Below are 25,547 nucleotides of genomic sequence, written 5' to 3' on the forward strand. Positions count from 1 at the left end.
AAATCCACGCTTATAAAAGCAACAGGTATGAGAATATTCTTTGTAACAAGTAATGAGGCTAAGTTCCGTGAGGCTTCCCTGGTACTTAAGGAATTCGGCATAGACCTCATGATTAATAGAGGCTATAGGAAAGTTGAGATACAGAGCGATAACCTTGAAGATATCGTTAACAACGCGCTTCAGTTTATATGTGGTGATAATTCCAGTGATTACTTCGTGGTTGAGGATGATGGTTTATTCATAAATAGGCTGAATGGCTTTCCAGGCCCATACTCATCCTATGTTTATAAGACGATAGGACTAATAGGTATTCTAAAATTAATGAGTGGTGTTGATGATAGGACGGCCTACTTTAAGTCCGTAGTTGGTCTATGCGGACCTAAGGTCGGTATTAAATTATTCTCGGGTGTTGTATACGGTAGAATTGCGATGGAGCCCAGGGGGGGTACGGAGGGGGGGTTCGGCTTCGACCCAATATTCATACCGGAGGGTTATGACAAGACCTTCGCGGAATTAGGCATTGATATTAAGAATAAGTTATCCCATAGGGCCAGGGCATTTAGGCCCTGGGCAATTGGCTATTGAGTAATCTCTAGGCGATTAACCCTTGTGATTATTACTATTGCTTCATAAATTAATGCCGCGGCTATGCCAATGAGCAGCGCCATTAGTAGGTAGCTACTGCTTAGTGTTTGGCTATACCTACAAAGTATTGATGTTACTGGTTTGGTTGGCTGTATAACATAGATTATGGGCCTACCTAGGCATACACTATGTATATTGGGATTGATGGAGAGCCCGTATTACATATTACATTGCCCGTGATCGTTGGTATCACAATTGCGGAGTTTATCTTTGTCCCGTAGGTTAATAATGAACTTGAGCTATTCGTTACTATAGGTGTTGACCCACTATATGATAGTAACTCTATGAAGTAATTGGTCCTTTGAATGGCATAGCTATACGTACCTGACGCACTACTTATTGGTATTGTTGTTGAGTAGCAAATAGCGGAGTTACTATTTATCACTGTTATATTTACTTCATTAATTGGTAATTGATCATCAGCAAGCCTCATAATTATTCTAACATTGTAGTTATTGCTCAGGCTTAAGTCGAGTGTTACTGTCGCGTTTGTTGTGGTGATGGTTCTCGTTACGATAAACGTTGTTGATGGATTTACCCCCCCGCACCTGCTTAATGCCTCATTAATACTATTGTTTATTTGTACTATGAAGGAATTACTCGCGGAATAACCCATTAGTGGTGTGTTAATGATGATTAGGGCTGCCGTAAATAGGGCTATCGCGATTATTAACCTATATCTAGTCATCATTAGGGGGTGCGTTTCTCTGGTTTATTATAGTTTCCTCACTAGGGGGTCCACGTAGCTCTCCACATTAACGGCCGACGTTATTAATCCCTCCCTCTTCATGTTCAATAATGTCCTTACTAAGTGCGTTCTTAGTATCTTAGTTCCGCAGTATGTGCAGTAGGGCTTTCCATTTATTAAAACAGTCACCTTAGTTGAACCGCACGCGCTGCACTTAAGCATTAAATTCACTTTTAGTGTCTGGGTTAATATTAGATTTACGTTATCATTAAAGGTAATATCTAATGAGGTATTTGTGTTTCTTATTTATAAGTTTCGTGGTTTTGACTTTCACTTTAACTGAAGCAAATGGTTTAAAATGGGTAGGGACCATGGTGTTAATTGTATAGTGTTGGTGCGATGAGCAATTACGAAGTTAAATCCTCCACGTCAAATAAGGAGTTGGATGATGTTTACAGGCTACTTCACCCTATAATTCAGTCGGCACTTGTTGAGAAGGGCTTCCTGAGGGCTACGGAGCCTCAAAAACTAGCTATTCCAAAGATATTGAGCGGCCGTAATGTGTTGATAATAGCGCCAACGGGTAGTGGTAAGACGGAGGCTGCCGTATTGCCAGTCCTCTCAATGCTTAAGTGGGGTATGGATAAGGGTGAGTTCGCGATAAGGTATATACATTCTCTACGTCACACCACTGAGGGCGTTGAATAGGGACTTACTTGATAGGCTTGTTTGGTGGGGGGGTGAGAGGGTTGGTATTAAGGTTGGTGTTAGGCATGGGGGGGATACGGACCAGAGCGATAGGGTTAAGCAGAGTAGGGACCCGCCTCAAATGCTCATAACAACCCCTGAGACGCTTCAGGCAATACTGGCTGGTAAGAGGTTGAGGGAGCACCTAACGAAGCTTAGGTGGATAATCGTTGATGAAATTCACGAATTCGCTGAGGATAAAAGAGGCACGCAATTGGCACTTACCCTTGAGAGGATTAAGTGGTTGATTGGTAGGAAGCCGCAGATAATTGGTTTGTCGGCGACGGTTGGTAGCCCTGAGGAGGTTGCTAAATTCCTCGTTGGCGACGACGATGAGTGTGACATAGTGCAGTCAAGCATTGTTAGGGAGATGAAGATGGATGTACTACACCCAGAGCCTACGAAGGAGGATGAGGAGATGGCTAAGAACGTCTACTTATACCCAGACGCAGTCGCTAGGCTCAGGGTGATTAAGGATCTCGTGAGTAATAATGGCGCGACCATAGTCTTCGTTAATACACGATCAATGGCCGAATTACTCATGTATAGATTCACAATGCTTGGTTATGACTCGGTGGGCATACACCATAGCTCATTATCTAAGGTTTCGAGGATAACCACGGAGAGGGCCTTTAAGGATGGTAAGTTAAAGGCCGTTATAGCAACATCAAGCCTTGAGTTGGGCATTGACATTGGCCATGTGGACTTCGTGATACAGTATCTATCGCCTCACCAGGTTATTAGGCTTGTTCAGAGGATTGGTAGGAGTGGTCATAGGCTTGATAAGGTTCCGAGGGGGGGCGTCGTCATAACCGAAGACCTTAATGACACGCTTGAGGCGGTGGCGATAATAAATAGGGCTAAATCGGGGGGGCTTCTTGAGGCTACGCAAATACCTGATAAACCATATGATGTGTTGGTTCATCAAATAGTCAGCCTATTAATGATTAAGAATAGGTGGACTATCGATGAACTTTATGATTTAATAAGGAGGGCTTACCCATACAGGAAGTTGTCAATTGAGGAGCTTAAGGGCGTGCTTAGGTTCATGAGTGAGGTCCTCAACCCAAGGCTCGCCTACTTCATTGAGGATGAGGGTGTCGTACTTAAACCCAGCGGTGTCAGGGCCAGGAGGGAGATGTATAAGTACTTCTTCGATCAGATGTCCATGATACCTGACGAGAAGCATTACCTAGTCATTAACCAGGCCAATGAGGAGCCATTGGAGTGCTTGATGAGGCATTCGTCGCTGAGTATGGGGGGGAGCCCGGCGTTAAGTTCGTGTTTAGAGGCGGTGTTTGGGTTTTGCAGAAGATCGTTGGTGACACAATCTACGTGGCACCTGCTAAGGACACTATTGGCGCAATACCATCGTGGGTCGGTGAGGAGATACCCGTACCGTTTGAGGTGGCGCAGGATGTTGGTAGTATTAAGGAGGAGATGAGCAATTACATAATTAAGGTTGGGCCTGAGGTGACTGCTGACGTGTTTTCAATGAAGCTTGGCGTTTCTAGGGACACGATTAGGTACGTGGTGGATAAGATAATGGAGCATATGGAGAGTGGCGTGCCAATGCCGTCGCATAGGCTCGTACTTCTCGAGCGTGTTGGGGACTTGATAGTGCTTTATACTCATGGTGGTACGCTGGTTAATAGGACAATAGCCAGAATACTTGGTGAGGTATTAACGGAGAGGCTTGGTTACCCCGTTGGTGTTCAGCAGGATGCCTATGCAGTGATACTGCAATTACCGAGGCCTGGCATTGATACGGCGCTCATTCTTCATACGATAATGGACGTGGCGGGTATGGATGAGAGGACATTCATAGACTACGCAATGAGGGCAATAACTAGGACAGGGATTTTCAAGAGGAAGTTTGTTCATGTGGCGCGTAGGTTTAATGTCATTAAGAAGGATAGGGAATTGAGTGACTTAGCAATTACGAATTTAATAGAGCTTTATAAGGGGTCGCCGGTATTCACGGAAACGCTTAAGGAGGTTCTCACTAGGGATTTCGACCTAGATAATACTTACATATTCCTGAAATCGTTAATTAATGGTGAAAGGAGACTAGTAACTATTGAGAGGAGCGAATTTAGTCCAATGAGTAGGGAGGTTGTGGATAAGATAAGCCATAGGCTCGAGGTAATGGCTCCAGAGAGACTTGATAAGCTTGTTAGGGAGAGTGTTAAGGCTAGGCTATTGAATGAGTCGATGACGCTCGTATGCCTCAACTGCGGTTGGGTTGGCTCAGCCAGAAATAAAGACTTACCAGATAGGCCTAGGTGCCCCAAGTGTGGTTCGGAGAGGCTTGGCGCGTTGAAGATTGATGAGGAGAAGGTTAGGCAGGTAGTTGAGAGGTGGAGGGAGGGTAAGGCCAGGTCTGAGGATAATGAAATAATTGAGTACATAAATAGGACTGCGGAGCTCGTTGGTAGATACGGCAAGCTTGCGTGCTTGCACTATCCAGTAGGGTTAGGATTGACGATATTGAGGAATTCCTACCAAAGATAGGCGACATTGATAAGTTGGTACTCGTTATTCATGAACTCGAGAAGAGGGAGTTAAGGAGGAGATTCATGGAGTGATGCCTCATAGACAGCCTTAATCAATGCCTCCTCATTCTCATTAACACGAGCTCTCCTTAACTCAACAAATCTCCTATAAACCTCCACGGCCTTCTCAATCCTAAACCTCTCACAGTCATTATTCACGCACATGCTGAAGGGTGGTACATCCCTCCTAATAAGCCCAATGACGCTACTCCCCCCCTGCCCAATGTACTTACCACTCATTATCGACGTGTTAATCCCCCCCACCTTAACCCAATCACCGATTATTGAGCCAAGCTTAATCATGCCTGTGTCAATGCCCATATACCTAATAATGCCTATTGTATTCTTCAGATTCGAAGTTACCGATCCAGCCCCCCCAATATTAACCCACCTACCCACGTAGGAGTCGCCCAGGTAACTAAAGTGCTCCTTGAGGCTATGTATATCCATTATTGAATTCTTAACCTCACCACCAACCGCATTATTCATGTAGAGTACTGTGCCCTCCCTAACGAATGCGTGAGGTAGCACCTGGAACCTGGGCCGAGCAGCGATGGGCCCTTAATATAAGTCAATGGCTCAATAATGGCATCTATCGCTATTACATTACCCGCCCTCTCATCAATAATGGCATTACCTGAAATGTCGGAGTTCACGGTCTTATCACCAATAACTTTCACTAAATACTTAGAATTACTGCGGAGTAATTCAGTATTCCACTTAATTATGGACCAAATACCACTAGCCATTGGTAAGTCACAATTATTAATCGCATCTTTCACACCTACCCCCCCACGCTCATTAGTAATACTGAGTAGAGACTTATCACCGCATTTAATCTCGAGCCCAGTCCTCGCATCACTTATTAATTTATTTAACACATCTATCTGAGGAATTAACGATGTGCGCATCCACAGGGTTACTCCACTTATATCCTCAGTACTCTGTACATACTTTACTGAATACTTCAGGTTAAGTTTAGACAATATTGAATCAGCAACGCCCTGCCAATACCTAGCTAGATAGTCGCGGGTAACAACGTATATATTCACGTCATATCCCAGGCTCATTAGCCATAATGCTACGTGTTCGTAGTATCGAAGACCACCAATTATCAAGTCACTGAGCGGTGTACTAATTGATAATGGGTAATAGTTCCTGTAATTATCCTCGATTATTACGACATTATCAAACTGCACAATAAGTATTACAGCCGTAATTATTAAGGTTTATTCACACCCTGCCTCTCAAGCACTAACTCTAAGTATGTCCTTCTCTCAATCCAATCCCTCCTAAGGCCTAGCTTATCTCCAAGTTGGAGTACCTCTTCCGTGGCTCTATTTATCAATTCTTTATCATTAACCATGGTCTCAACCTCAACAAAGCTGCCTAAATCCTCGACTGTATCTATGTATATCGTGAAGTTCTCATAATTATAAATATCCCTCCTCTTCACCACCTTAGCCACCTCCTTAAATCCAAGTCTTTTGAGAATTTCAAGGAGACTGTCAAGGTCATTAACAGTAACGCTCAATTCCTCGCGGGTCTTACCAACATCACCGATGCGCGGACCCTTATACGTTAACACTATAGTACCGTCACCGTAAATCCTAACCCTAAGCGCCTCATCAGTCTTCGCAAAGTCCCTAATTGGACTATTAAAGTATATGTCGGTCTCCTCAGTATGCTCGAGAAACCTCGCGTTTAATGATTTCAGCTTATCCTTAATTACATCATGATTTGAAACCCTATACTTAACCTCAACCTCAAACACGGCACTATAGCCGCGCCCACTAATTTATAAACTATGCCCTGGCTTATTGTTTAATTAAATTATTAAACAATAAACGGTATTAATGAACAGAGGATTTATAAATTATTTAAAATAACCATTATAACAATGGATAGAGAATACCAAGTCTTCATTAGGGAGTCTACAGGTTTGGTTAAGGAGGCTGGTTTTTGGGATGCCGTGTCGATAAATATCGCCAACATGTCAATAGGCGCTGCTTTGGCGTCTATAGGCTTTACATTGGCTGCATTACCGAGTGTGGTTGGTGCGAATTTAGTATTTGCATCGTTAATAGCGGCTCTTCTCGCAATACCACAGGTAATTGTCTACTCAACTCTCATTAAGTACATACCCAGGGTTGGCGGTGACTACGTATGGTTAGGAAGAGCCTTAGGACCAAAACTAGCCTGGCTAACCAATGGTCTCGTCTTCGGCTTCATAATAGAGAGCCTGGCATACTACGCATTGATAGCCTTTGCAGCCGTTTTTCAATTGGAATCGGTATTACCAATATTGGGCATTACCATTTCACTAACGCCCGCTCAGGAGGTTGGTATAGGCATCGCCTTCTTCGCCATCATAGTCCTGGCCAACATATTGGGCACTAAGTACGGTATTAAGCTAATGACAGCACTAACAGTGATATCACTACTTGGTCTATTGGCAGCCATAATCATGCTCTTCATAACGCCTAAGGCGCAGGTCATTAGTGCTGTATCCTCATTATTACCAACTGGCTATACGTATTCAAAAATAGCCAGCAGTTATACAGGGCCCTACTTCTCCATGAATACAATACTAATGTTATTACCCTTCTTCGCAATATACGTTTATCCATGGCTGAATGCTGGACCAGCAATAGCTCCGAGATAAAAGGTAAAAGCGCCCTTCACTGGAACATCCCCCCCATGGCATTCCTATTCTCATTGGTATTCTTAACCCTCGGCTTCGAGGCCATGTATTACTCGCTGGGCTTTAGCTTCGTTACTGCGGCCTTGTCTAATCCTAACGTTAATGGGTTAGTGAGTGGTAGCTTTAACTTCTGGACAGTAGCGATGGTCGTATCACATAATGCGGTGTTGAGTTGGTTCATTGGCATTTCATCAGTCACTTGGTACTTAGCGGTTTTAGCTTATGGAGCCATTGTCGTTGTTAGGTATTGGTTTGCCCTCGCCTTCGATAGGGTTTGGCCGAGCGCCTTCGCTACGTAAGCCCAAGACTCGGAACACCAATATACGCACACCTATTCGACCTAGCGGTAACCGCGGCACTAATTGCCGCGGCTGGCTTCCTCTATAACACATTCACGGCGTTATACGGCGCCGTCGTTGAGGCGATAATATACTACATGGTAATCGGCATTGCAGCGGTAATACTTGCGACGCTTAGGTACTCGTCATTCAACATAAGCAGTAAATCTAGGGCGGTTTTAATAGTATTCGGCTTATTAATGGCTGGGGGTAATGGCATATTTAACGTACGAGTTCCTAGCCTACCCGCAGATTTGGGGGGGTGGTAACTGGCTCGCCTACGGTGTTGAGCTTGGCGCCGTGCTGTTGGGGATTACCGTCTATTTGATATCGCGTTATGTTAATATGAGGAGGTTTGGTATTGACATATCCGTGGCCTATGCCGAAATACCGCCTGAATAAAATTATTAAATTGAATGTTAATTATCAATTATCAGATAATTAATAAAACTTTAATAGAGGAGAAAATACGAAATAGTTGTATGGCGAGTACAACCGTTTGGTTAGTCGTCGGTTTAATAGTAGGTCTTGTAATTGGTGTGGCAATTGGCTATGCGGTTATGCCTCCTAAGGTAATTACCGTCACTAAATATGTTAATGTTACCACTACTACCGTTACGACCGCAGTATCAACGGCGCCTTCGCCGTTGGCGCCGCTGGTACCCTGAAGTTCGCGTTTACGGACATTCTCAACGTAATGCAGAGCATGTATCCAGGCATAACCATAGCCCCAGCCATGTTTAAGGGTAGTGGTGAGGTTGCCCATACAGAGGCGACTACCCAGCAGTTCAGTGTTGTGGCTTCTGCGGATACGACGACAATACCCTCCGTATTATTCCCCAACTACACTAACTATGAGATTGCCTTTGGAATCACTCAAATGGTGATAATAGTTAACTTAAACACCACGCCGGCCAGGAGGTCTATCAATTATGGCAGCAGGCTCAGTCATACCCACCAATGTCTGCGCAGTATAACGAGACCTGGCAAAAGATTTGGCAAATAATAGCTCTGAATCCGAACACTGTGGTTGGTGTTTCAAACCCATTCACAGACCCCTCAGGCTACCAGGCGCAGTGCGTCGTTAAGTTAGCCGGCTTAGCATTCTTTAACAATGCCTCATACCTATACGACGCAATCTATGGAAACCCGAGCAAGTACATGATGAGAAATACGGAAATAGACCTACTAACACTAATGGCTTCTGGGCAGGTGGACTTCATACTCTCAGCCTACGAGAGCAATGCAATACCACAGACGCAGACATATCATAATACTGTATTCATAACACTACCGCCATTCATAAACCTCGGCGACCTAAGTTATGTTGATTACTACCACCAGGTTAGCGTTACCTGGACTGAGAACGGCGTCACAAAGACCTTTGCGTGCAACCCCCCCGTTGTTTATACAATAACTATACCGTTCCAGGCACCAAATAAGCAGGCCGCGGAGTACTTCCTACTATTGCTCTATAGCCCAATTGGTCAGAAGATACTTAAGGAGTATGGTATTCAACCCATAGTGCCTGGCATTGTCTACGGCAATTACAGCGCTGTGCCTAATGCAATTAAACCCTTTGTTGCACCATTAAGCCAGTACCCACAGTATGCATCCATATTCCCAAGCCAGGGCTAAGGGAGTTAATGGCATGAATTCATTAAAAATTAACATACCAATTATCCTAATTCTACTAATCTCCATATTCATCTTCTCAATCCTCATAATATACCCACTGGCCCTACTCATAGTCCTGGGCTTCCCAATGATACCAAAGGCCCTCTCCGTGATTAGCTTCCTACAGGCGATTGAGGTGACCGTGGTCATGTCGACGTTATCGGCAATAATAGCGATAATTATGGGGGGGACACCAATAGCCTACGTAATGGCTAGGTACGACTTTCACCTAAAGAGCGTCGTGGATGCTATAATCGACATACCAATAATGATACCTCACATAATCGTCGGCATAATGGTCGTGCTGGCCTTCGCCTCATACTACGGTCTTGGCCCGTTCCTAAAGGCTCACGGCATTAACTTCATAAACACACTTTGGGGTGCCACAACCGCGGTTGCCTTCCTCTCATCAACATACTACATTAGGGTTGTTGAGGCATCGATTAGGATGATAAGCCCTGAAATGGAGGCTGTTGCGAGGACCCTAGGGGCTAGCCCATTAAGGGTCTTCACGTCAATCATACTACCCAGGATTTGGAGGTCAATGGCGACCGGCGCCATATTATCATGGGCTAGGTCAGTCTCGGAAGCCGGTGCCCTATTCATTGTTGCTTATTACGTGTTATTTGGTAAGAACCTTGTTTACCCAGCCTCGGTATACATCTACGAGAGCTATGTGGGTATTGGCTTGGTTAATGCTGTGGAGTTTTCGGCAGCGCTTGTTGCGGTCATGCTCGTGATATTCATCATATATAGGGTCCTGGTTAGCTTAGGTGGTGGTAATGCCTGGTATGGTTGAATTAAGGAGCGTAGTTGTGCGGCTTAGATACTTCACCCTAGGTCCAATAAGCACGGCCTTTGATCGTGAGACGTACAACGTAATTCTTGGGCCCACAGGATCAGGTAAGAGTACGTTACTTAAGACGATAGCGGGTATTTATAGGGTTAGTGAAGGCAGTGTGGTAATCGATGGCATTGACGTGTCTAGGGAACCACCAGAGACTCGTAATGTGTCCTATGTACCTCAGGGTTATGCAATTTTTGATCACATGACCGTTTATGAGAATATTGAGTATGGGCTTAGGTTCAAGGGCATTCCCAAGCCGGAGAGGCGTAGGCTCATTATGGAGATTGCCAAGGACCTGGGTATTGATTACTTACTTAGTAGGAGAGCCGTTAATCTAAGCGGTGGTGAGCAGCAGAGGGTTGCGTTGGCTAGGGCCCTTGTTATTAAGCCAAAGGTCTTACTACTGGATGAACCTCTCTCAATGCTTGATAGGGAGACCAGGGATAGGATAATACTAATGCTCAGGGAGTTACCTAAGAAATATGGTATTACCGTGATTCACGTAACTCATGACTGGGACGAGGCATACTCATTGGCTGATAGGGTATACATCATGAACGAGGGCAGGATAATAGAGGAGGGAGAGCCTGAGCAGGTATTTAATAGGCCAAGGAGTGTCTTTACGGCTCGGTTCCTCGGATTTCAGAACATTATAAGAGGTTCCGCTAGGGGGGGTAACCTAGTGGTACTTAATGATGAGGTTAAATTGAGTATTAATGGTGAAGTTGATGGCGATGTTTACGTTTGCATTAGGCCTGAGTGGATTAGAGTTATGGTAGATAATGGCGTTAACTTAGAGGGTCAGAATGTTCTTAGGGGGGGCATTGTTAATGAGGTTATTAGGAGTAGGATTGGCTTTCAATTATTGGTTTCGGTGGGCAGGGTATTAGTATTAACTGCGTTATCTACCACGGCCTTTAAACCCGGTGATAGAGTCCTGTTAATAATACCGAGTGAAAATATTCATATAATTAAGATTGATAATGCTGCTAGTGTATAGTTAGTATTCAGTTAAATATTTTTCATGCAACTTCTATATTGGTCAATTGTCGAATTCATCTTCAGAAATTAATATAAATCCTTAAGCTTAACGTTACGTGATGGGTGAGGAATCAAGTAAATGGTTTAAGATAGCAATTGAAGCCTCAAGGAGGTATGGAGGAAAGATAATGGTATTACCCAAGGTACCTGTCAGGAGCTTACAGGATTTCTCAATATGGTATACGCCGGGCGTTGCCGCGGTTTCCAAGGAAATAAATGCTAATGTTGATAAGTCCTTTGAGTACACGTGGAGGTGGAATGCAATCGCGGTTTTAACCGATGGCAGTAGGGTCCTTGGGCTTGGTAATGTTGGTCCAGAGGCGGCTATGCCCGTCATGGAGGGTAAATCACTCCTCTTTAAGTATCTTGGTGGTGTTGATGCGGTGCCGCTGCCCATTAGGGCAAAGACCCAGGAAGATATTATCAACATAGCTAAGGCCATAGAACCAGCCTTCGGCGGCATAAATCTCGAGGATATCGAGTCGCCTAAATGCTTCTACGTACTTGATAAGTTAAGGGAGGAGTTGAAGATAGCTGTTTGGCACGATGATCAGCAGGGAACGGCAGGCGCAATACTTGCTGGCTTAATAAATGCCTTTAAGATAGTCGGTAAGAAGCTTGAGGACTCAACAATAGCATTAATAGGCGCCGGCGCTTCCAACATAGCTGCTGCCAGGATACTGATTAAGTACGGAGTTAAGCCGGGCAATATAATACTAGTTGATAGTAAGGGAATACTGCACCCGGAGAGGGAGGATATGGATAAGTTAATGCTCACCAATCCGTGGAAGTACGAATTGGCGATAAAGACCAACGCCGAGAGAAGGAGGGGGGGTGGTATCAAGGAGGCTCTCGTTGGTGTTGACGCAGTTGTCGCCGCCTCAGTCCAGGGACCAGGTGTGATTAAGAAGGAGTGGGTCAGGGCAATGAATAAGGACCCAATAGTCTTTGCCCTAGCGAACCCAATACCGGAGATCTGGCCTTGGGAGGCTAAGGAGGCTGGTGCTAAGGTCGTGGCGACGGGTAGGAGCGACTTCCCCAATCAAGTCAATAATTCCCTGGTATTCCCAGGGGGGGTTTTCAGGGGGGGTGCATTGGATGCTAGGGTTAAGACGATAACCGATGATATGGTTATTGCGGCTGCCCAGGAGATTGCTAATTTCGTTGGGGATAAGCTGAGTGAGGATAAGATATTACCGACAATGGAGGAGTGGGATTTCTACCCAAGGGTTGCTGCGGCGGTTGCCGTGAAGGCTGCGGAGCAGGGTGTTGCCAGAAGGTCATTAACTTGGAAGGATGAGTATAACATGGCTAAGGAGATCATCGCCAATGCCAGGCTAATGATTGAGACGCTTTATGGCAAGGGATTAATAAAGGATTTACTTAGTGACCTGGCGTAAAATCACACAGAGTCCTTAATTTGCTCAAGCAGCGAAATTACCTGCCAGAAGATAACCCTACTAAAAAGTGGCATGTTTGGATCTGCCAATGCCTCATCAAGTATGCTAATGACGGTTGAGGCCTTAAGGCCTGGGCTCATGTTTGGGTCCATTAAAACCCTAACGGCCTCGCTGGCCGCCCTCCTAATGTTCCTGGGGGGGATTCCCATGTCCTGAACAACCCTTGTTAAGTAATACAGCGCCTGCTTTATTCTCTCGTCAGTCTCATCCCTGCTTAATCCAGGGGGTTTGCCTACTTGACATGTTGCATCACCGAAAAAGGCCCTCTTTGCTGGTCAGTCGTTGATAACTAAATATAAAAACATTTTCTTTGCTTAATTCATTGAATGTCCTATGATATTCATATTTTTTCAGGGATTAAATATGCATGAAATATTTGTGCCTTCATGAACGTAATAATGATTAATTAGTTTTGGGGGGGTAGGTACGTGAAGAAGATAATTATGTAAAGTGATTAGGTGCGATATGAATATTTTTATAACAAGCGAATGTTTTTTAAATGAGTTCAGTGGCTACTTCATTGATGTCAATAACCGAGGAGATAGACCAGACTGATATTGAGATTTTAAAGATGTTGCAGGATGATTGCAGGATAACCCTCGATGAAATGGCTAACAAGTTGAAGATATCTAAATCAACGGTTTACTATAGGATTAAGAAACTCGAGAGACTAGGCATAATACTTGGCTGTCATGCCAAGTTAAGCCCCGAGAAGATGGGTAAGGACTATGTGGCGGTGATACTCGTTAAGGCTAAGTATGGCCCTGGCTATCATGAGAAGGTTGGTCAGAAGTTGGCGAGTATTGGTGGTGTGACGACGGTTTACTACATATTTGGTGAGTGGGACTTTGTGCTTCAGGTTAGGGCCAGTGGTAAGGATGAGATTCTTAGGATACTTGAGCAGATAATGAATATGGAGGAGGTTGAGAGGACATCAACATTAATAGTTGCAAAGGTCATTAAGGAGGATCCAAGACTACCCATTTAATGCTATATGGTTGATAACTAATAGTTAAAATCAGGAAGAGTAAGTTTAACATACTTGCACCCAAATTACTTAATAATGGAACTAACATTTTGGTTGTTGGATATTACCTACGGCGTCGTGGGCAGCACGCCGGAGTTAAGGTTATTTGGTATTACGGATGATGGTAAGAGAGTTCTCGTTTTGGATAGGTCGTTCCGACCGTACTTCTACGTGATACCTACGGGCGACGTGAATGCCGTGCTTAATAACGTTAAGCGTAAGTTGGAGGGTAAGGTATTGAATGTGGAGGTTGTTAAGCGCAGGTTGTTTGGTAATGAAGTTGACGCCATTAAGGTTACTGCAACAATACCTGAGAAGGTTAGGGAGCTTAGGGAACTTGCTGCTGAGGTTCCGGGTGTTGAGGATGTGCTTGAGGCTGACATTAGGTTCTCGCAGAGGTACTTGCTGGACATGGGTGTTAAACCAAGTAATTGGGTTGTTGTTGATCAGTGTGAGGAGGTTAAGGGTAATTACCAGGTTGACCTGGTATGTCTCGCTAAGACTAAGCCTAGGATGATTGAGGAACATAAATTGCCCAATTTTAAGGTGCTTGCCTTCGACATCGAGGTTTATAACCCAAGGGGGGGTATGCCCAACCCTGATAGGGACCCCGTAATAATAATATCGACAATGACTAAGGAGGATGGCGTTAAAATGTTTGTGGCTGATGATAATAGGAATGACGCTAAGATAATTAGGGAGTTCCTGGATTACTTCAGGAAGTACGATCCAGACATAGTGGTTGGTTACAATAATAATGGCTTTGATTGGCCCTACCTAATCAATAGGTCTTCAAGGGTGGGGGGGTTAGGCTGACCCTATCTAGGATGGGTAATCCACCAGAGCCCAGTGTGTATGGTCACTGGTCAATAATAGGTAGGGCAAATGTCGACCTGTACAACTTCATTGAGGAGATTAATGAGATAAAGGTGAAGAGCCTGGACCGAGCAGCCGAATTCTTCGGAATAATGAAGAGGAGTGAGCGTGTCTTAATACCTGGCCATAGAATACATGAGTATTGGGATGACAAGAATAAGCGTGAATTACTTCTTAAGTATGCCAGGGATGACGTGGTCAGTACTTATGGACTAGCGGAGAAGCTGCTTCCATTTGCGATTCAGTTATCCTCGATATCAGGGCTTCCACTTGATCAGGTCGGTGCGGCCAGCGTTGGTGCTAGGGTTGAGTGGATGATATTTTACGAGGCGGTTAAGAGAGGTGAGTTGGCTCCTAACCGTGAGGAGAGACCATACGAGACCTATAAGGGTGCCGTTGTGCTTGAGCCGAGGCCTGGGCTTCATGAGAACATAGCGTGATAGACTTCTCCAGTATGTACCCAAGCATAATGATGAAGTATAACGTCTCACCGGACACACTGGTGCTTGGGGATTGCGGAGATTGCTATGTCGCGCCTGAGGTTAATTATAAGTTCAGAAAGTCACCTGAGGGATTGTACCCTGGCCTACTTAAGATTCTTGTTGAAAGTAGGCGTAGGGTGAGGGATTTAATGAAGAAGTATCCTGAGAATAGCCCTGAGTGGGTTCTACTTAATGAGAGACAGAGGGCGCTTAAGGTTATGGCTAATGCCATGTATGGATACTGTGGTTGGTTGGGGGGGGCTAGGTGGTATAGGCGTGAGGTGGCTGAGGCTGTCACGGCATGGGGGGGCAGGAACCTGCTTAAGACCGTTATTGAGAAAGCCAGATCCCTGGGCCTACCAATAATCTATGGTGATACCGATAGCTTATTCGTTAAGAATATTAGTGATAAGGTTGACGCATTAATCAACTACATAAATAATGAGCTTGGCTTTGAGGTTAAGGTTGATAAGGTGTATAGGAGGGTCTTGTTCACGGAGGCTAAGAAGAGGTATGTTGGCTTAACAATTGATGGTGAGGTGGATATTGTTGGTTTTGAGGCCGTTAGGGGCGATTGGGCTGAAATTGCCAAGGACGTTCAGGAAAACGTCGCGGAGATAGTATTGACCACGGGTGATGTTAGTAAGGCGGTTTCTTACGTTAAGTCTGTGATTGATAAGGTTAAGGCTTATCAATTCGACATCGACGATGTAATTATTTGGAAGACGCTTGATAAGTCGTTGAATGAGTATAAGGTTTTAACGCCACACGTTGCTGCGGCTAAGCAGTTGGTGGAGGCTGGTTATAAGGTTGGTAAGGGTGACATGATTGGTTACGTAGTCGTTAAGGGCGGTGGCGCTAAGTTGGCCTATAAGGTTAAGCCGTACATACTTGTTAAGGATATTAGGGAGATTGATGTTGATTACTATGTTGAGAAGCAGATAGTTCCTGCCGCGATGAGGATACTCGAGGTTTTGGGGGGGATTAAGGAGTCACAGCTCATGGAGGGTAAGGCAGGTAAATCAATACTTGATTACTTCTCGTAAAATTGAAAATAAATATAAATCAATATTTTACTAGGTCACTTGGCTCCTGTACTCGTCCCGGCCTTACTTAGGTACTCATCAATTGTCATTATTAACATGTCAGTGGGCACCTTTGTTATGTTGCCAACCCTCGACATTATCAGTAACTTAACGCCCTTGCTCGATGCGACGTCCACGAGACGCTGCGTGCAAACACCATCAAATACAATGGCATACGCATTGGGTAGCTGCTGTAGTGTATCGACGAGGTCCCTCACGGGTATCCTCTTTATCTCAGTCCAGTGATCATCATATATTATGGCCTCTAGGGTCCCACCAAGCTTCTTCATCTCATCAATGACATTTGGAGGTAGTTGAGGTACCTCAGGGCTTGGTTGACTTGGTTGCTGAGGCTGGGCTGCTTGTTGTGGCGTTACCTGGGTCTGCACCGCCGGTGGTGTTGGCTGTGGTTGTGGCAATACCTGGATCTTCTCAGTCTGCTGCGGCTGTTCCTGTATTGGAACCTCTATGGCCTGAGCCTGCGGTATTTCCTGCTGAGCCTGCTGTCTCGCCTCCTCAATCATCTTTCTCTCCCTCTTCTCAAGGCTCGCCAGGTATTCCTCGGCCGGTATCTTATTCCTAAGGGCCTTCGTTATTTCCTTAGCCGTTAATTGCTCAACCTCCTTGCCTGGTGGTGCCCTGGCTATGTAATCGATGTCTGCGTACTTAAGCAGTTCCTTGAGTAGCATTTCGCCGCCCCTATCACCATCCACAAACGCTATTGTTGTCTTCTTCTTACTTAATTCAATAACAGTCTTAGGCACACCACCACTCGAGCCCCCAAGGCCTATCACATTCTTGAAACCGTGCTTAACCAGGTTAAGTACGTCTGCTCTACCCTCAACGATTATTATTGTATCCGCCGTATCGACCTCAGGCCCTGCAGGTAGCTTCTCCGGCCCATACTCAACAACCTCGGTCTCCCTAATGCTCTCCATGAACTTCGTAATCAACTCCTTAGTGTCGGGTAAAGCCTCATGCTCGACGAGCTTAAGTAACTCCCTAGCCCTATCAAAGATCTTCTTCCTCTTTTCCTCCCTCAAATCCTTAATCTCAAACCACTTGAACCTTTGCATTGTAAGGTCCCACCTTATCCACGGTCTCTATCATCGCTGCGACGAGGGCGGTCTCATACCTATCTAGGTTTGATGGTATGTAGACCTTACCAACGGTTTTATCACCCTTATACTCTGTCTCAACCTCTATCCTGCCAATCCTACCATTCATTTGAAGTTCCCTTAGGTCAAGTTCATTGCCTAGCAAGCCCTCTGTTTGACTGAATAGTGCGCCTATTATGTCGTACTTCTCCACAGTTCCCTGAACCTCCACATTGGCGACTATTAGGTACTTAGCCACAATTGTTAAGGCTCCCATTACGACACCAAGTACTTCATGACTAAAGCAGATTAAAATAGTTTCTCTTGACAAAGCCGGTTGTTAAAGGGCAAGGCTATTTAAAGGGAGTTAATGTGGCATATCGCGTGTCCACGGACCTATTGAAAATTTATGAGCGACTCGGCGCCATTGCTAGGGATGCCCTTAGTTATGCAATGTCGATAGTAGAGCCTGGAATGCCTGTGCTTGAGCTATGCGAGAAGGTTGAGAGTAGGATTAGGCAGAGTGGCGCGAAGCCCGCGTTCCCAGTTAATGTGAGCATTAATGAGATTGCGGCCCATTATACAGCCACAATAGGCGATAAGTCGGTGATACCGAAGGGTGCCGTGGTGAAGATAGACCTTGGTGCCCACATAGATGGTTACATAGTGGATACTGCAGTAACGGTTACCTTCAACCCAATGTATAATCAATTAATTAAGGCATCAATGAAGGCGCTGGAGGCGGCGCAATTAAGCATGAAGCCTGGAGTCACACTGACGTCAATTGGTGCTCAGATAGAGAGGGCTATAAGGTCCTTTGGCTTTAAGCCAATTAAGAACTTGAGCGGTCACTTAATAAGGAGGTACGTGCTCCATGCGGGTAAGTCAATTCCTAATTACGATAATGGTGATAGGCAGAAGATAATTGAGGGCGAGGTATACGCGGTGGAGCCATTCTCAACGAATGGCGCTGGCTACGTGGATGATGGGCCTCAAGTCACTATTTACCACCTATTCAAGAACCCAAGTCCTAAGGATCCTCATTACGACGTGCTCTCATACATAAGTAGTGAAATTGGACCATTGCCATTCACCCCCCCAGGTGGCTGGTCTCAAAATTCGGTGAGGGTGTTGGTAACGTAATAAGTGAGTTGTACATGAGGGATTACATTTACGGTTACCCGGTATTGATTGAGCATGGTAAGGGCTTCGTGGCTCAGGTTGAGGATACATTCATTATAACTAAGGATGGGGCTATTCCCGTCGTGAATGTTCTATCATTATTAAAGTGAGGAAATCACCTACCAAATCTCCTCTCCCTCCTTGCATAATCATCAAGTGCCTGCTTAAGGTCCTCCTTGGTTATCTCTGGCCAATACTTATTCAGAATGTATAGCTCGGAGTACGCAGTTTCATAGAGCAGGAAATTACTTATTCTATGCTCTCCACCAGTCCTAATTATTAAGTCAGGTTCGGGATATGGTTCATCGCCAACATAGAGATACCTAAATAATGCCTCCTCATTAAGGTCACTAATGTTTAACTTACCACTGTTGTAGTCAATGAGTATTTTCTTAACTGCGTCGATTATCTCCTGCCTACCACCATAAACCACCGCAAGGTTTAGATAATGATCCGAGTAATCTGCCGTAGCCTCCTCAGTAAGTTCTATTTCCCTACGTACATCCTCAGGCAGTAACCAAGTCCTGCCAATGACCCTAACCCTGACCCTATTCCTGTGAATCCTCTCATCCCTCCTAACCTTAATTAATTTCTCCTTTAATAACCTATACAATAGATCCAACTCTAACTTAGACCTCCTGAGGAAGTTCTCTGTGGATAGTACGTATACGGTAACGATCTTTATACCAAAATCCAAAGACCAATTAAGAAACTCCTCAACCTTATCCGACCCAATTCTATACGCTTCTGTTATTGGTAACCCAACCTTCTTAGCCCACCTCCTATTACCATCTGGTATAACGCCAATATGCACTGGTATTGCGCCTGACATTCTATTTGCATTCTTGAGGGCATATTTACCTTTTTAAAGTTATGCATTGCTTAATCTACGGTCTTAACCGCTGAGTAATACATTTAATTTAAGGCGTTAAGTCCTGAGAATGATTGTGTAATGAGGGTATTAATACTCGGTATTGATGGGTACCTAGGCTGGGCATTGGCGTTAAGGCTGGTCAGGAGGGGTCATGAGGTTATTGGCATTGATAACTTCTACACTAGAAAGGCCGTGAATGAAGTTGGTTCCGACTCCGCATTACCCATACTCTCGATGCAGGACAGGATTAGGGCGGTTGAGGAGATTTTTGGTGCTAGGATTGAGTTTATCGAGGGTGATGTTACGAACTATGACTTGGTAAGGAGGGTCATTGAGAGGTATAGACCTGACGCGATTGTCCACTTTGCCGAGCAGAGGTCAGCTCCATATTCAATGATGGATGTTGAGCATGCCAAGTACACAATCATCAATAACTTAACATCAACACTAAACGTAATATACGCAGTCAGGGAAGTTAAGAGGGATATTCACATACTTAAGATGGGTACCCTGGGTGAGTATGGTTACCCAGCATTTAGGATACCTGAGGATGCCTTTGTTGACGCGATTATTCAGGGGGGGTTAGGGATAGGATTGTTGTGCCCAGGTGGGCCGGCTCCTGGTATCACTGGAGTAAGGTGTTTGACTCGTACATGCTGATTTACGCGAATAAATTGTGGGGTTTAACAATAACCGATTTCCACCAGGGACCGGTTTATGGGACTAGGACCACGGACATCGTTTCTGAGGAGTTGTTCACAAGGTTTGATGTTGATGATGTGTGGGGGGGCACGGTAATTAATAGGTTCTGTGCCGAAGCCGTTGTTAACCATCCATTAACGATATACGGCAGCGGCCTGCAGAAGAAGGGATTCACATCTCTTGAGGATACGATAACAGCACTAGCGGCATTAATTGAGAATCCACCGGAGCCTGGTGAGTTTAGGACTGTGCATCACTATAGGGAGATAAAGACGTTGAATGAAATGGCTGAATTGGTGAGGAGGGCTGCTAAGCAGGTGCTTGGTTATGAGCCTGAGATAGAGCATTTACCCAACCCAAGGGTTGAGCCTGAGGAGGATCTTCTTTATGAGCCTGAGAAGAAGGTTTTACCGAAGCTCGGTATTTACGGGCTTACTAGGATAATGGAGGATGAGGTTGTTACGATGCTTAAGGACCTTAAGCCATACGCTGATAGAATTAAGAGGATTGAGGCATTGTTTAAGCTAGGGTGAGGTGGAGGTGATCTGGCAACACCTAAATAAATTAATATTAGTTATTTTTGCCGTAGATTGATGAGATTATTATTCATACATGCAGAGGACTTCTCATACCAGGTTAGAGACAAGGCTGTTGAGAATCCAGAACCACTAACGCCAGAGCTTGAGAAGGGCTTCGCAAAGAATGCGCTCGTGGTATTCATGAGCGTTGAGGAAAACGATACTGAGGATCCCAACTACGTGGATTACGTAGCTGATGAGATTCTGGACGTACTTAATAAGGTCAAGGCATCGCAAATAGTTCTCTACCCATACGCGCACCTAAGCCCCAACTTAGCCAAGCCAGGTAAGGCATTGAGTGTGTTGCTTGCGGTTTATAATAAGTTGAGGGAGAAGTCGCCGGTTCCTGTTTCGAGGGCGCCCTTTGGTTACTACAAGGCATTTGACATTAAGTGCTATGGGCACCCCCCTATCGGAATTAAGTAAGTCCCTTAGTCCAAACATGGTTAGCGCCCAGGCAGTGCAGCAACAAGTGGTTAGTAGGGACTATTACGTAGTGCTAACGCCGAACGGTGAGGAGTACGATGCGACGAAGTACCCATTTAAGCCAGGTGAGGATGACCTAAAGGCATTGGTTGAGAAGGAGGTCTTGAAGAGGGAGCTTGAGGGTGGTAAGGAGCCCAGGTACATTGATTACTGCCGTAAATTCGGCTTTGAGTGGGAGCCCATGAGTGACGTGGGTCACATGAGGTATGGCCCAGCGGCCACGTTGATGATGGAGCTCGTCGAGGACTACGCATGGAGGTTGGCTAACGAGCTCGGCATACCCGTGTTTAAGATTAGGGGTACCAACATGTTTAGGCGTGGTGAGAGGGCTATTGATGAGCACGCCAGGTTATTCAATGAGAGGATGTACACAATTGAGGGTGATAAGGACGAGTTAATAATGAGGTACGCCGCCTGCTTCCAGCAATTCGCAATGATTAGGGATTGGGTGCTGAGTTATAGGGACATACCAATTGGCATGCTTGAGGTCGCTGATAGCTATAGGTATGAGCAACCTGGCGAAACAGTGCTATGCTTCAGACTTAGGAGGTTCTATATGCCGGACCTCCATATATTCACGAGGGACCTCAAGAACGCCATGGAGGTCGCCCTAAAACTCCATGAAATAATATTCAGAGAGATTAGGAAGTTGGGTAGGGATTACGTGAGCCTGTACAACGTAACTAAGCAGTTCTATGATGAGCACAGGGATTACCTAATCGAGTTGGCTAGGCGTGAGGGTAAGCCAATACTCGTCAGGATAATGCCAGAGCAGAAGTATTACTGGGTCCTCAATGTTGAGTTCCACATAGTTGATGAGTTGAGGAGGCCGAGGGAGATAGCCACGTTCCAGTTCGATGTTGGTAATGCCCAGAGATTTGGTATTAAGTATAGGGATGAGAATGGGGGGGAGGTTAGGTACCCAGTGATTATACACACTGCAATAATAGGTAGCGTTGAAAGGTACATATACGCACTTCTCGACACTGCGGCAATTGCCGAGTCTAGGGGGGGTGAGGTTCCGAGGTTACCAACATGGGTCTCGCCAATACAGGTTAGGGTGATACCAATTAGTAAGGAGCACCTAACCTTTGCAAATGACGTTGCCTCGAAACTTGAGGATAGGATGATTAGGGTTGACGTTGATGATAGGTTTGACGAGACGCTGTCAAAGAGAGTTAGGGATGCAGAGACCTTCTGGGTACCCTACATCGTGGTGATTGGTGATAGGGAGGTTAAGACCGGTAAATTGAGCGTCAGGATTAGAGGTACTCAGAAGCCCGTTGATATGAGTGTTGACGAACTCATTGGCAGGATTGAGGAGGAGATTAAGGGTTATCCAAGGAGACCACTTACAATGCCTAAGTACCTAAGCATGAGACCTGCGAGCATAATAACCTAATACTCAGTGCTCTTCCCAATCATCACCCATCAGGCAGCAGCCCTTATCCTCACCAACTTAAACGGTTATAAGGAGGAAAAATTAAACCTTTTAATTTTGAAATAGAATTGTTATTAATCATCAGCCCGATACGCCGTACCAGGGGACCCACTTAGACCAAATTAGCGTGTGTTCAAATGTGGCGCTTATGCCTATGAAGAATGCCAGGATACCAGATAGTACTAATAAGATCATGACTATGATACCCACGTACCTGCCAACATTACCTCTTGGCAACATGGCACCTGGGCTAATGAGCATGGCAAGCCCAAGCAGTATGTACATGGCGCTCGCAAATAAAGGCTCCGTAGTTAACCCATGCACCAGAATATCAACACCATAAACAATAACCGGTATACTAAACAATGCTATGGGTAATGCCAAATACCTCAAGTCCGCACCTACGTACATGGCTAAGCCGAGCATTAATGTAACTAGGCCAAATATTGGCCAAGCGTCAGAGAAGACTAGGTTATATGGACCTGGGAGTGGCCAAGTCATTGTGGCCCAAAGGCCGGTGGCCATTGCGTAAATTCCAACACCAATGAAGAATAGACTCAAGCACTTATTCACATTAGGGCAAACAGTAACTCCCTGTGTCTTCTCCATTGTTTCAACCCTAGCTCCATCAGTAGCCATCTTAGGTCTTCTAATAAAGTTCATAAAGACTCCATACGCAGCGGTTATTAGTGTTATTCCAAGTGTCATTAACCAGATGTCCAGCGTATCCATAAAGAGACCAGCCATTATCCATCACCAAGTGCACTCATTTGTTTATAATTTATAAACTAGTGAATAGATGCATTTAGTGCATTAATCTTTATAATTAAAAATTCATCGTTTTATATTGTACTAAATAATATATAAATAAATGTTTATGAACATAAAAAATATTCATATGTATTCTCGATTATTCTTAATTTACGAAAAATCGATTTAAATTCCAGAACCAAGTTATTTGCAGTGGTTAGGTTTAGTGAATTACCGCCTGAATTCTGGAGGGAATTTAGGCTTTGGCGTAGTGTGGGTAATGAGCTTAATGGCTTGTCACCGCCTGGGAACTTCGTTGGTTCTATGAATTACCCCCACATTAATGTTGGTGCATTAATTAATGATGGTAGCATTGATGCATCAATACTTGACAACCCAGAGGAGTGGTTTAAGCATGGCTTCACACAATGGGATATTGTTAAGCTTAGGTCTAGGATAGTACTTAGTAGGATTAAGGTCTCGGTTAGGTCATTCAATAATTCCATAGTCAATAAGATTCAGGAGTTAAGCATTGGGCGTAACCCAGTTGATGTTGAGGTTAGGTTGAGGAGGTTAGTGCTTAGGGCGTTGGCTGATGATTACCACGCGCCGCTTGGTAATGTTGGTGAGTTAAGGGATTTGAGAATAACGTCTAATGTTAGTGCCGAGAGAATAGTTGAGAGGTTAATAAACGATTATGATGCGGATGCTAGGACGGCAGTCATTGAATTATACCGTGGTTCAATACCTGTGTCCCGCATACAACGTATCTTCGCAGTCGGGTTGTTGGGTGATAGGAGGTTTAGGAGGTTGGTTCCAACCAGGTGGTCTATAACGGCAGTCGACTCAATAATTGGTGATCACCTTAGGGATGAGGTTATTGAGTATGATGAGGTTGGGCAGGTGGAGGTTCACGAGATGGAGTACATGGGGAATAGGTACTTTGTGATACTTATGCCAGGTCCCTGGAGGTATGAACTCATTGAGTTGAAGATGCCCGGCTCGGTATGGAATAGGGGCGGTAGCTCGCCCAGGGTATTCGTAGACTACGAGGGGACGAGAGGCATGAAGGGGTATGCGGAGAGTACGGGTGGCGCGTTTTACGCAATTAGGCTTGGCATCCTTGAATATCTCAATAAGGTTGGTAAGCAGGCATCGGCGATAGCAATTAGGGAGGTAACGCCGGAATATAAGGTTCCCGTTGGTATTTGGCAGGCGAGGGAGACTGTTAGGAATAGCATGGGGATTAATGTGAGGAGGTTTTCGGACGTTAATGAGGCGATTAATTACGTGAGCAACTCATTGCTAACAGGGAGTCTATGGCTTAATTACAGTCGACTAATCAGGGAGTTTAAGAGTGACTTGATTAAATTCCTCATTTAATGAGTGATAGTGCCATACCGATTACTAGGAAGACAGTCAGTACAGGCGAGCTTGCTTGAACATTTGCCAGAACACCTCTCTACTGGGTTTAATTATGGCCTTAACGCTGTAGTAACTACTCCAGGCTGCCGTAATGAGCAGTATGATTAACCCAATGAGGTTTTTAAGAATGAGTATGTAGAGGAGTAGCATGTATACATTCGAGAATACATTAAGTAGTGCCACCATGATCATGGCCTTTTCCTCACTCATCTCGAGAGGCAACATCTTAATGCATGTTCTTGAGTAGTCATCCTTAGCCCTAATTACCAGGCTCCATATGTGCGCGGGTATCCATAGGTATATGGCCATGGATAGTAGGAAGGCTTCAAGGTCCAGTGGTCTCGCTATGGTCCACCCAGCCAGTAGAGCTGCATTACCAGCCACACCGCCAATTAGGATATTGCTCCAGCTCCTGCACTTCAGGAGTACCGTATAGATTATTGCGTAGAGGAACCAGCCAAGCACCACGAAGATCGTGGGCCACAGGCCAAGCCACACGTATGATAAGGCGAAGCCAAGTAGTGATAGGGCCAGGGACTCAATTAATGCTGCGCCTGGGCTTACCCGACCTGCGGGTATTGGCCTGTTCCTAGTCCTACTCATTTTGGCATCAATATCTCTCTCATAGTACATGTTAAATACTGCAGAGCCGCCCGTGCTTAATAATCCAACAATGGCCAATTCACCTATGTAGGTTACGCTTACGCTCGGTGCTGCTGCGAATATGTATCCAGCTATTGCAGCGAGTACAAGCAGCCAAATAACCCTGCTTCATCAATACTACGTAGTCCTTAATCGCCACATTCGATAATGATTAATTATTACATTAAAAACTTTATT

Annotated in this window: 24 protein-coding genes and 6 pseudogenes; 20 read left to right on the top strand and 10 right to left on the bottom strand. The window is 45.0% G+C overall.

The genetic code is table 11. The features are described from left to right. Nucleotides 1-27: 27 nt before the first annotated feature. The gene (locus JCM11217_RS04155) at nt 28-585 is read left to right on the top strand and encodes an XTP/dITP diphosphatase (RefSeq protein ID WP_054842160.1); all 558 of its coding nucleotides are present in this window, start codon (nt 28-30) and stop codon (nt 583-585) included. 175 nt (nt 586-760) lie between these two features. Here JCM11217_RS04155 and JCM11217_RS04160 read toward each other — a convergent pair whose 3' ends face one another. Further along, nucleotides 761-1,336, bottom strand: a complete 576-nt coding sequence (locus tag JCM11217_RS04160; protein ID WP_054842161.1) for a hypothetical protein — start codon at nt 1,334-1,336, stop codon at nt 761-763. Nucleotides 1,337-1,360: 24 nt separating this feature from the next. Further along, nucleotides 1,361-1,522 (bottom strand): hypothetical protein, encoded by a 162-nt coding sequence (locus tag JCM11217_RS04165; protein WP_243678299.1) that lies wholly within the window; start codon nt 1,520-1,522, stop codon nt 1,361-1,363. Nucleotides 1,523-1,732: 210 nt separating this feature from the next. On the opposite strand from JCM11217_RS04165, the pseudogene JCM11217_RS13645 reads away from it, so the two are divergent. The 3 genes and pseudogenes from JCM11217_RS13645 to JCM11217_RS13655 all read left to right on the top strand — a co-directional run. Then, nucleotides 1,733-2,312: pseudogene (locus JCM11217_RS13645) on the top strand (DEAD/DEAH box helicase); the annotation flags it as partial. Between the two features lie 294 nt (nt 2,313-2,606). Next, nucleotides 2,607-3,524 (top strand): helicase-related protein, encoded by a 918-nt coding sequence (locus JCM11217_RS13650; RefSeq protein ID WP_243678381.1) that lies wholly within the window; start codon nt 2,607-2,609, stop codon nt 3,522-3,524. Continuing rightward, nucleotides 3,416-4,594 carry a hypothetical protein gene (locus JCM11217_RS13655; protein WP_243678382.1) on the top strand — a complete coding sequence of 393 codons (1,179 nt, stop codon included), beginning with the start codon at nt 3,416-3,418 and terminating at the stop codon, nt 4,592-4,594. The genes JCM11217_RS13650 and JCM11217_RS13655 overlap by 109 nt, the downstream gene beginning before the upstream one ends. Nucleotides 4,595-4,644: 50 nt before the next feature. On the opposite strand, the gene JCM11217_RS04175 is transcribed toward JCM11217_RS13655, so the two are convergent. From JCM11217_RS04175 to cyaB, 3 genes are read right to left on the bottom strand one after another with little or no spacing between them, the layout of a single operon-like run. Further along, nucleotides 4,645-5,166 (bottom strand): hypothetical protein, encoded by a 522-nt coding sequence (locus JCM11217_RS04175; protein WP_054842163.1) that lies wholly within the window; start codon nt 5,164-5,166, stop codon nt 4,645-4,647. Then, a complete protein-coding gene (locus JCM11217_RS04180) occupies nt 5,121-5,834 on the bottom strand; it encodes a hypothetical protein (RefSeq protein WP_054842164.1) in 714 nt (237 codons plus the stop codon). The genes JCM11217_RS04175 and JCM11217_RS04180 overlap by 46 nt, the downstream gene beginning before the upstream one ends. 23 nt (nt 5,835-5,857) lie before the next feature. Beyond that, nucleotides 5,858-6,409, bottom strand: coding sequence for a class IV adenylate cyclase (cyaB, locus tag JCM11217_RS04185; RefSeq protein ID WP_054842165.1), 552 nt, complete (start codon nt 6,407-6,409; stop codon nt 5,858-5,860). 126 nt (nt 6,410-6,535) lie between these two features. Here cyaB and JCM11217_RS13660 point away from each other — a divergent pair, with 126 nt between their 5' ends. The 9 genes and pseudogenes from JCM11217_RS13660 to JCM11217_RS04210 all read left to right on the top strand — a co-directional run bounded on the left by JCM11217_RS13660 (nt 6,536) and on the right by JCM11217_RS04210 (nt 12,642). Then, a complete protein-coding gene (locus JCM11217_RS13660) occupies nt 6,536-7,300 on the top strand; it encodes an amino acid permease (protein ID WP_243678300.1) in 765 nt (254 codons plus the stop codon). 35 nt (nt 7,301-7,335) lie between these two features. Then, nucleotides 7,336-7,638 (top strand): hypothetical protein, encoded by a 303-nt coding sequence (locus JCM11217_RS13665; protein WP_243678301.1) that lies wholly within the window; start codon nt 7,336-7,338, stop codon nt 7,636-7,638. Further along, nucleotides 7,614-7,946 (top strand): hypothetical protein, encoded by a 333-nt coding sequence (locus tag JCM11217_RS13670; RefSeq protein ID WP_243678302.1) that lies wholly within the window; start codon nt 7,614-7,616, stop codon nt 7,944-7,946. The genes JCM11217_RS13665 and JCM11217_RS13670 overlap by 25 nt, the downstream gene beginning before the upstream one ends. Continuing rightward, the gene (locus tag JCM11217_RS13675) at nt 7,891-8,079 is read left to right on the top strand and encodes a hypothetical protein (protein ID WP_243678303.1); all 189 of its coding nucleotides are present in this window, start codon (nt 7,891-7,893) and stop codon (nt 8,077-8,079) included. Before JCM11217_RS13670 ends, JCM11217_RS13675 begins: the two co-directional genes overlap by 56 nt. Before the next feature lie 80 nt (nt 8,080-8,159). After that, the gene (locus tag JCM11217_RS13680) at nt 8,160-8,345 is read left to right on the top strand and encodes a hypothetical protein (RefSeq protein ID WP_243678304.1); all 186 of its coding nucleotides are present in this window, start codon (nt 8,160-8,162) and stop codon (nt 8,343-8,345) included. A 38-nt stretch (nt 8,346-8,383) separates the two neighbouring features. Next, nucleotides 8,384-9,315: pseudogene (locus tag JCM11217_RS04195) on the top strand (substrate-binding domain-containing protein). 13 nt (nt 9,316-9,328) lie between these two features. After that, nucleotides 9,329-10,153, top strand: coding sequence for an ABC transporter permease (locus JCM11217_RS04200; RefSeq protein ID WP_054842235.1), 825 nt, complete (start codon nt 9,329-9,331; stop codon nt 10,151-10,153). Further along, entirely contained in the window at nt 10,137-11,201 is a 1,065-nt protein-coding gene (locus tag JCM11217_RS04205; protein WP_054842236.1) for an ABC transporter ATP-binding protein, read from the top strand. The genes JCM11217_RS04200 and JCM11217_RS04205 overlap by 17 nt, the downstream gene beginning before the upstream one ends. 100 nt (nt 11,202-11,301) lie before the next feature. Next, the gene (locus tag JCM11217_RS04210) at nt 11,302-12,642 is read left to right on the top strand and encodes an NADP-dependent malic enzyme (RefSeq protein ID WP_054842237.1); all 1,341 of its coding nucleotides are present in this window, start codon (nt 11,302-11,304) and stop codon (nt 12,640-12,642) included. Nucleotides 12,643-12,644: 2 nt separating this feature from the next. Here the strand turns inward: JCM11217_RS04210 and JCM11217_RS04215 are convergent, their stop codons facing one another. Further along, complete coding sequence (locus tag JCM11217_RS04215) at nt 12,645-12,851, bottom strand: UPF0147 family protein (RefSeq protein ID WP_243678305.1); 207 nt, start codon at nt 12,849-12,851, stop codon at nt 12,645-12,647. 374 nt (nt 12,852-13,225) lie between these two features. On the opposite strand from JCM11217_RS04215, the gene JCM11217_RS04220 reads away from it, so the two are divergent. Together JCM11217_RS04220 and JCM11217_RS04225 are read left to right on the top strand one after the other, a co-directional pair. Continuing rightward, nucleotides 13,226-13,690 carry an Lrp/AsnC family transcriptional regulator gene (locus JCM11217_RS04220; protein WP_054842167.1) on the top strand — a complete coding sequence of 155 codons (465 nt, stop codon included), beginning with the start codon at nt 13,226-13,228 and terminating at the stop codon, nt 13,688-13,690. A 75-nt stretch (nt 13,691-13,765) separates the two neighbouring features. Further along, a pseudogene (locus tag JCM11217_RS04225) lies at nt 13,766-16,133 on the top strand (DNA polymerase II). A 35-nt stretch (nt 16,134-16,168) separates the two neighbouring features. Here the strand turns inward: JCM11217_RS04225 and dnaG are convergent. Beyond that, a pseudogene (gene dnaG, locus JCM11217_RS04230) lies at nt 16,169-17,546 on the bottom strand (DNA primase DnaG). A gap of 107 nt (nt 17,547-17,653) precedes the next feature. Here dnaG and map point away from each other — a divergent pair. Further along, nucleotides 17,654-18,561, top strand: a pseudogene (map, locus tag JCM11217_RS04235) (type II methionyl aminopeptidase). 5 nt (nt 18,562-18,566) lie between these two features. On the opposite strand, the gene uppS reads toward map, so the two are convergent. Further along, nucleotides 18,567-19,283, bottom strand: a complete 717-nt coding sequence (gene uppS / locus JCM11217_RS04240) for a polyprenyl diphosphate synthase (protein ID WP_054842168.1) — start codon at nt 19,281-19,283, stop codon at nt 18,567-18,569. 120 nt (nt 19,284-19,403) lie between these two features. On the opposite strand from uppS, the gene JCM11217_RS13685 reads away from it, so the two are divergent. The 3 genes and pseudogenes from JCM11217_RS13685 to JCM11217_RS04250 all read left to right on the top strand — a co-directional run bounded on the left by JCM11217_RS13685 (nt 19,404) and on the right by JCM11217_RS04250 (nt 22,493). Then, nucleotides 19,404-19,985 carry an NAD-dependent epimerase/dehydratase family protein gene (locus tag JCM11217_RS13685; protein WP_243678306.1) on the top strand — a complete coding sequence of 194 codons (582 nt, stop codon included), beginning with the start codon at nt 19,404-19,406 and terminating at the stop codon, nt 19,983-19,985. Next, on the top strand, nt 19,925-20,560 hold the full coding sequence (locus JCM11217_RS13690) for a hypothetical protein (RefSeq protein WP_243678307.1): 636 nt from the start codon (nt 19,925-19,927) through the stop codon (nt 20,558-20,560). Before JCM11217_RS13685 ends, JCM11217_RS13690 begins: the two co-directional genes overlap by 61 nt. Nucleotides 20,561-20,620: 60 nt before the next feature. Next, a pseudogene (locus tag JCM11217_RS04250) lies at nt 20,621-22,493 on the top strand (threonine--tRNA ligase). A 120-nt stretch (nt 22,494-22,613) separates the two neighbouring features. Here JCM11217_RS04250 and JCM11217_RS04255 read toward each other — a convergent pair. After that, nucleotides 22,614-23,279, bottom strand: a complete 666-nt coding sequence (locus JCM11217_RS04255) for a DUF981 domain-containing protein (RefSeq protein ID WP_054842169.1) — start codon at nt 23,277-23,279, stop codon at nt 22,614-22,616. A gap of 216 nt (nt 23,280-23,495) precedes the next feature. Between JCM11217_RS04255 and JCM11217_RS04260 the strand changes: the two genes are divergently transcribed. Then, nucleotides 23,496-24,665 carry a hypothetical protein gene (locus JCM11217_RS04260; protein ID WP_054842170.1) on the top strand — a complete coding sequence of 390 codons (1,170 nt, stop codon included), beginning with the start codon at nt 23,496-23,498 and terminating at the stop codon, nt 24,663-24,665. Between the two features lie 36 nt (nt 24,666-24,701). Here the strand turns inward: JCM11217_RS04260 and JCM11217_RS04265 are convergent, their stop codons facing one another. Next, nucleotides 24,702-25,397 (bottom strand): protoheme IX farnesyltransferase, encoded by a 696-nt coding sequence (locus JCM11217_RS04265; RefSeq protein ID WP_243678383.1) that lies wholly within the window; start codon nt 25,395-25,397, stop codon nt 24,702-24,704. Nucleotides 25,398-25,547: the final 150 nt, after the last annotated feature.

This window comes from Vulcanisaeta distributa JCM 11217, assembly GCF_001316005.1.
Taxonomy (GTDB): Archaea; Thermoproteota; Thermoprotei; order Thermoproteales; family Thermocladiaceae; genus Vulcanisaeta; species Vulcanisaeta distributa_B.

Coding starts and splice junctions, on each gene's coding strand:
- JCM11217_RS04220 (WP_054842167.1), top strand. CDS start 13,226: ATGTCAATAACCGAGGAGATAGACCAGACTGATATTGAGATTTTAAAG.
- JCM11217_RS13675 (WP_243678303.1), top strand. CDS start 7,891: ATGGCATATTTAACGTACGAGTTCCTAGCCTACCCGCAGATTTGGGGG.
- JCM11217_RS13680 (WP_243678304.1), top strand. CDS start 8,160: ATGGCGAGTACAACCGTTTGGTTAGTCGTCGGTTTAATAGTAGGTCTT.
- JCM11217_RS04160 (WP_054842161.1), bottom strand. CDS start 1,336: ATGATGACTAGATATAGGTTAATAATCGCGATAGCCCTATTTACGGCA.
- JCM11217_RS04215 (WP_243678305.1), bottom strand. CDS start 12,851: ATGGGAATCCCCCCCAGGAACATTAGGAGGGCGGCCAGCGAGGCCGTT.
- JCM11217_RS13685 (WP_243678306.1), top strand. CDS start 19,404: ATGAGGGTATTAATACTCGGTATTGATGGGTACCTAGGCTGGGCATTG.
- JCM11217_RS04255 (WP_054842169.1), bottom strand. CDS start 23,279: ATGGCTGGTCTCTTTATGGATACGCTGGACATCTGGTTAATGACACTT.
- JCM11217_RS04205 (WP_054842236.1), top strand. CDS start 10,137: ATGCCTGGTATGGTTGAATTAAGGAGCGTAGTTGTGCGGCTTAGATAC.
- JCM11217_RS13660 (WP_243678300.1), top strand. CDS start 6,536: ATGGATAGAGAATACCAAGTCTTCATTAGGGAGTCTACAGGTTTGGTT.
- JCM11217_RS13665 (WP_243678301.1), top strand. CDS start 7,336: ATGGCATTCCTATTCTCATTGGTATTCTTAACCCTCGGCTTCGAGGCC.
- JCM11217_RS04155 (WP_054842160.1), top strand. CDS start 28: ATGAGAATATTCTTTGTAACAAGTAATGAGGCTAAGTTCCGTGAGGCT.
- JCM11217_RS13650 (WP_243678381.1), top strand. CDS start 2,607: ATGGCCGAATTACTCATGTATAGATTCACAATGCTTGGTTATGACTCG.
- uppS (WP_054842168.1), bottom strand. CDS start 19,283: ATGTCAGGCGCAATACCAGTGCATATTGGCGTTATACCAGATGGTAAT.
- JCM11217_RS04200 (WP_054842235.1), top strand. CDS start 9,329: ATGAATTCATTAAAAATTAACATACCAATTATCCTAATTCTACTAATC.
- JCM11217_RS04210 (WP_054842237.1), top strand. CDS start 11,302: ATGGGTGAGGAATCAAGTAAATGGTTTAAGATAGCAATTGAAGCCTCA.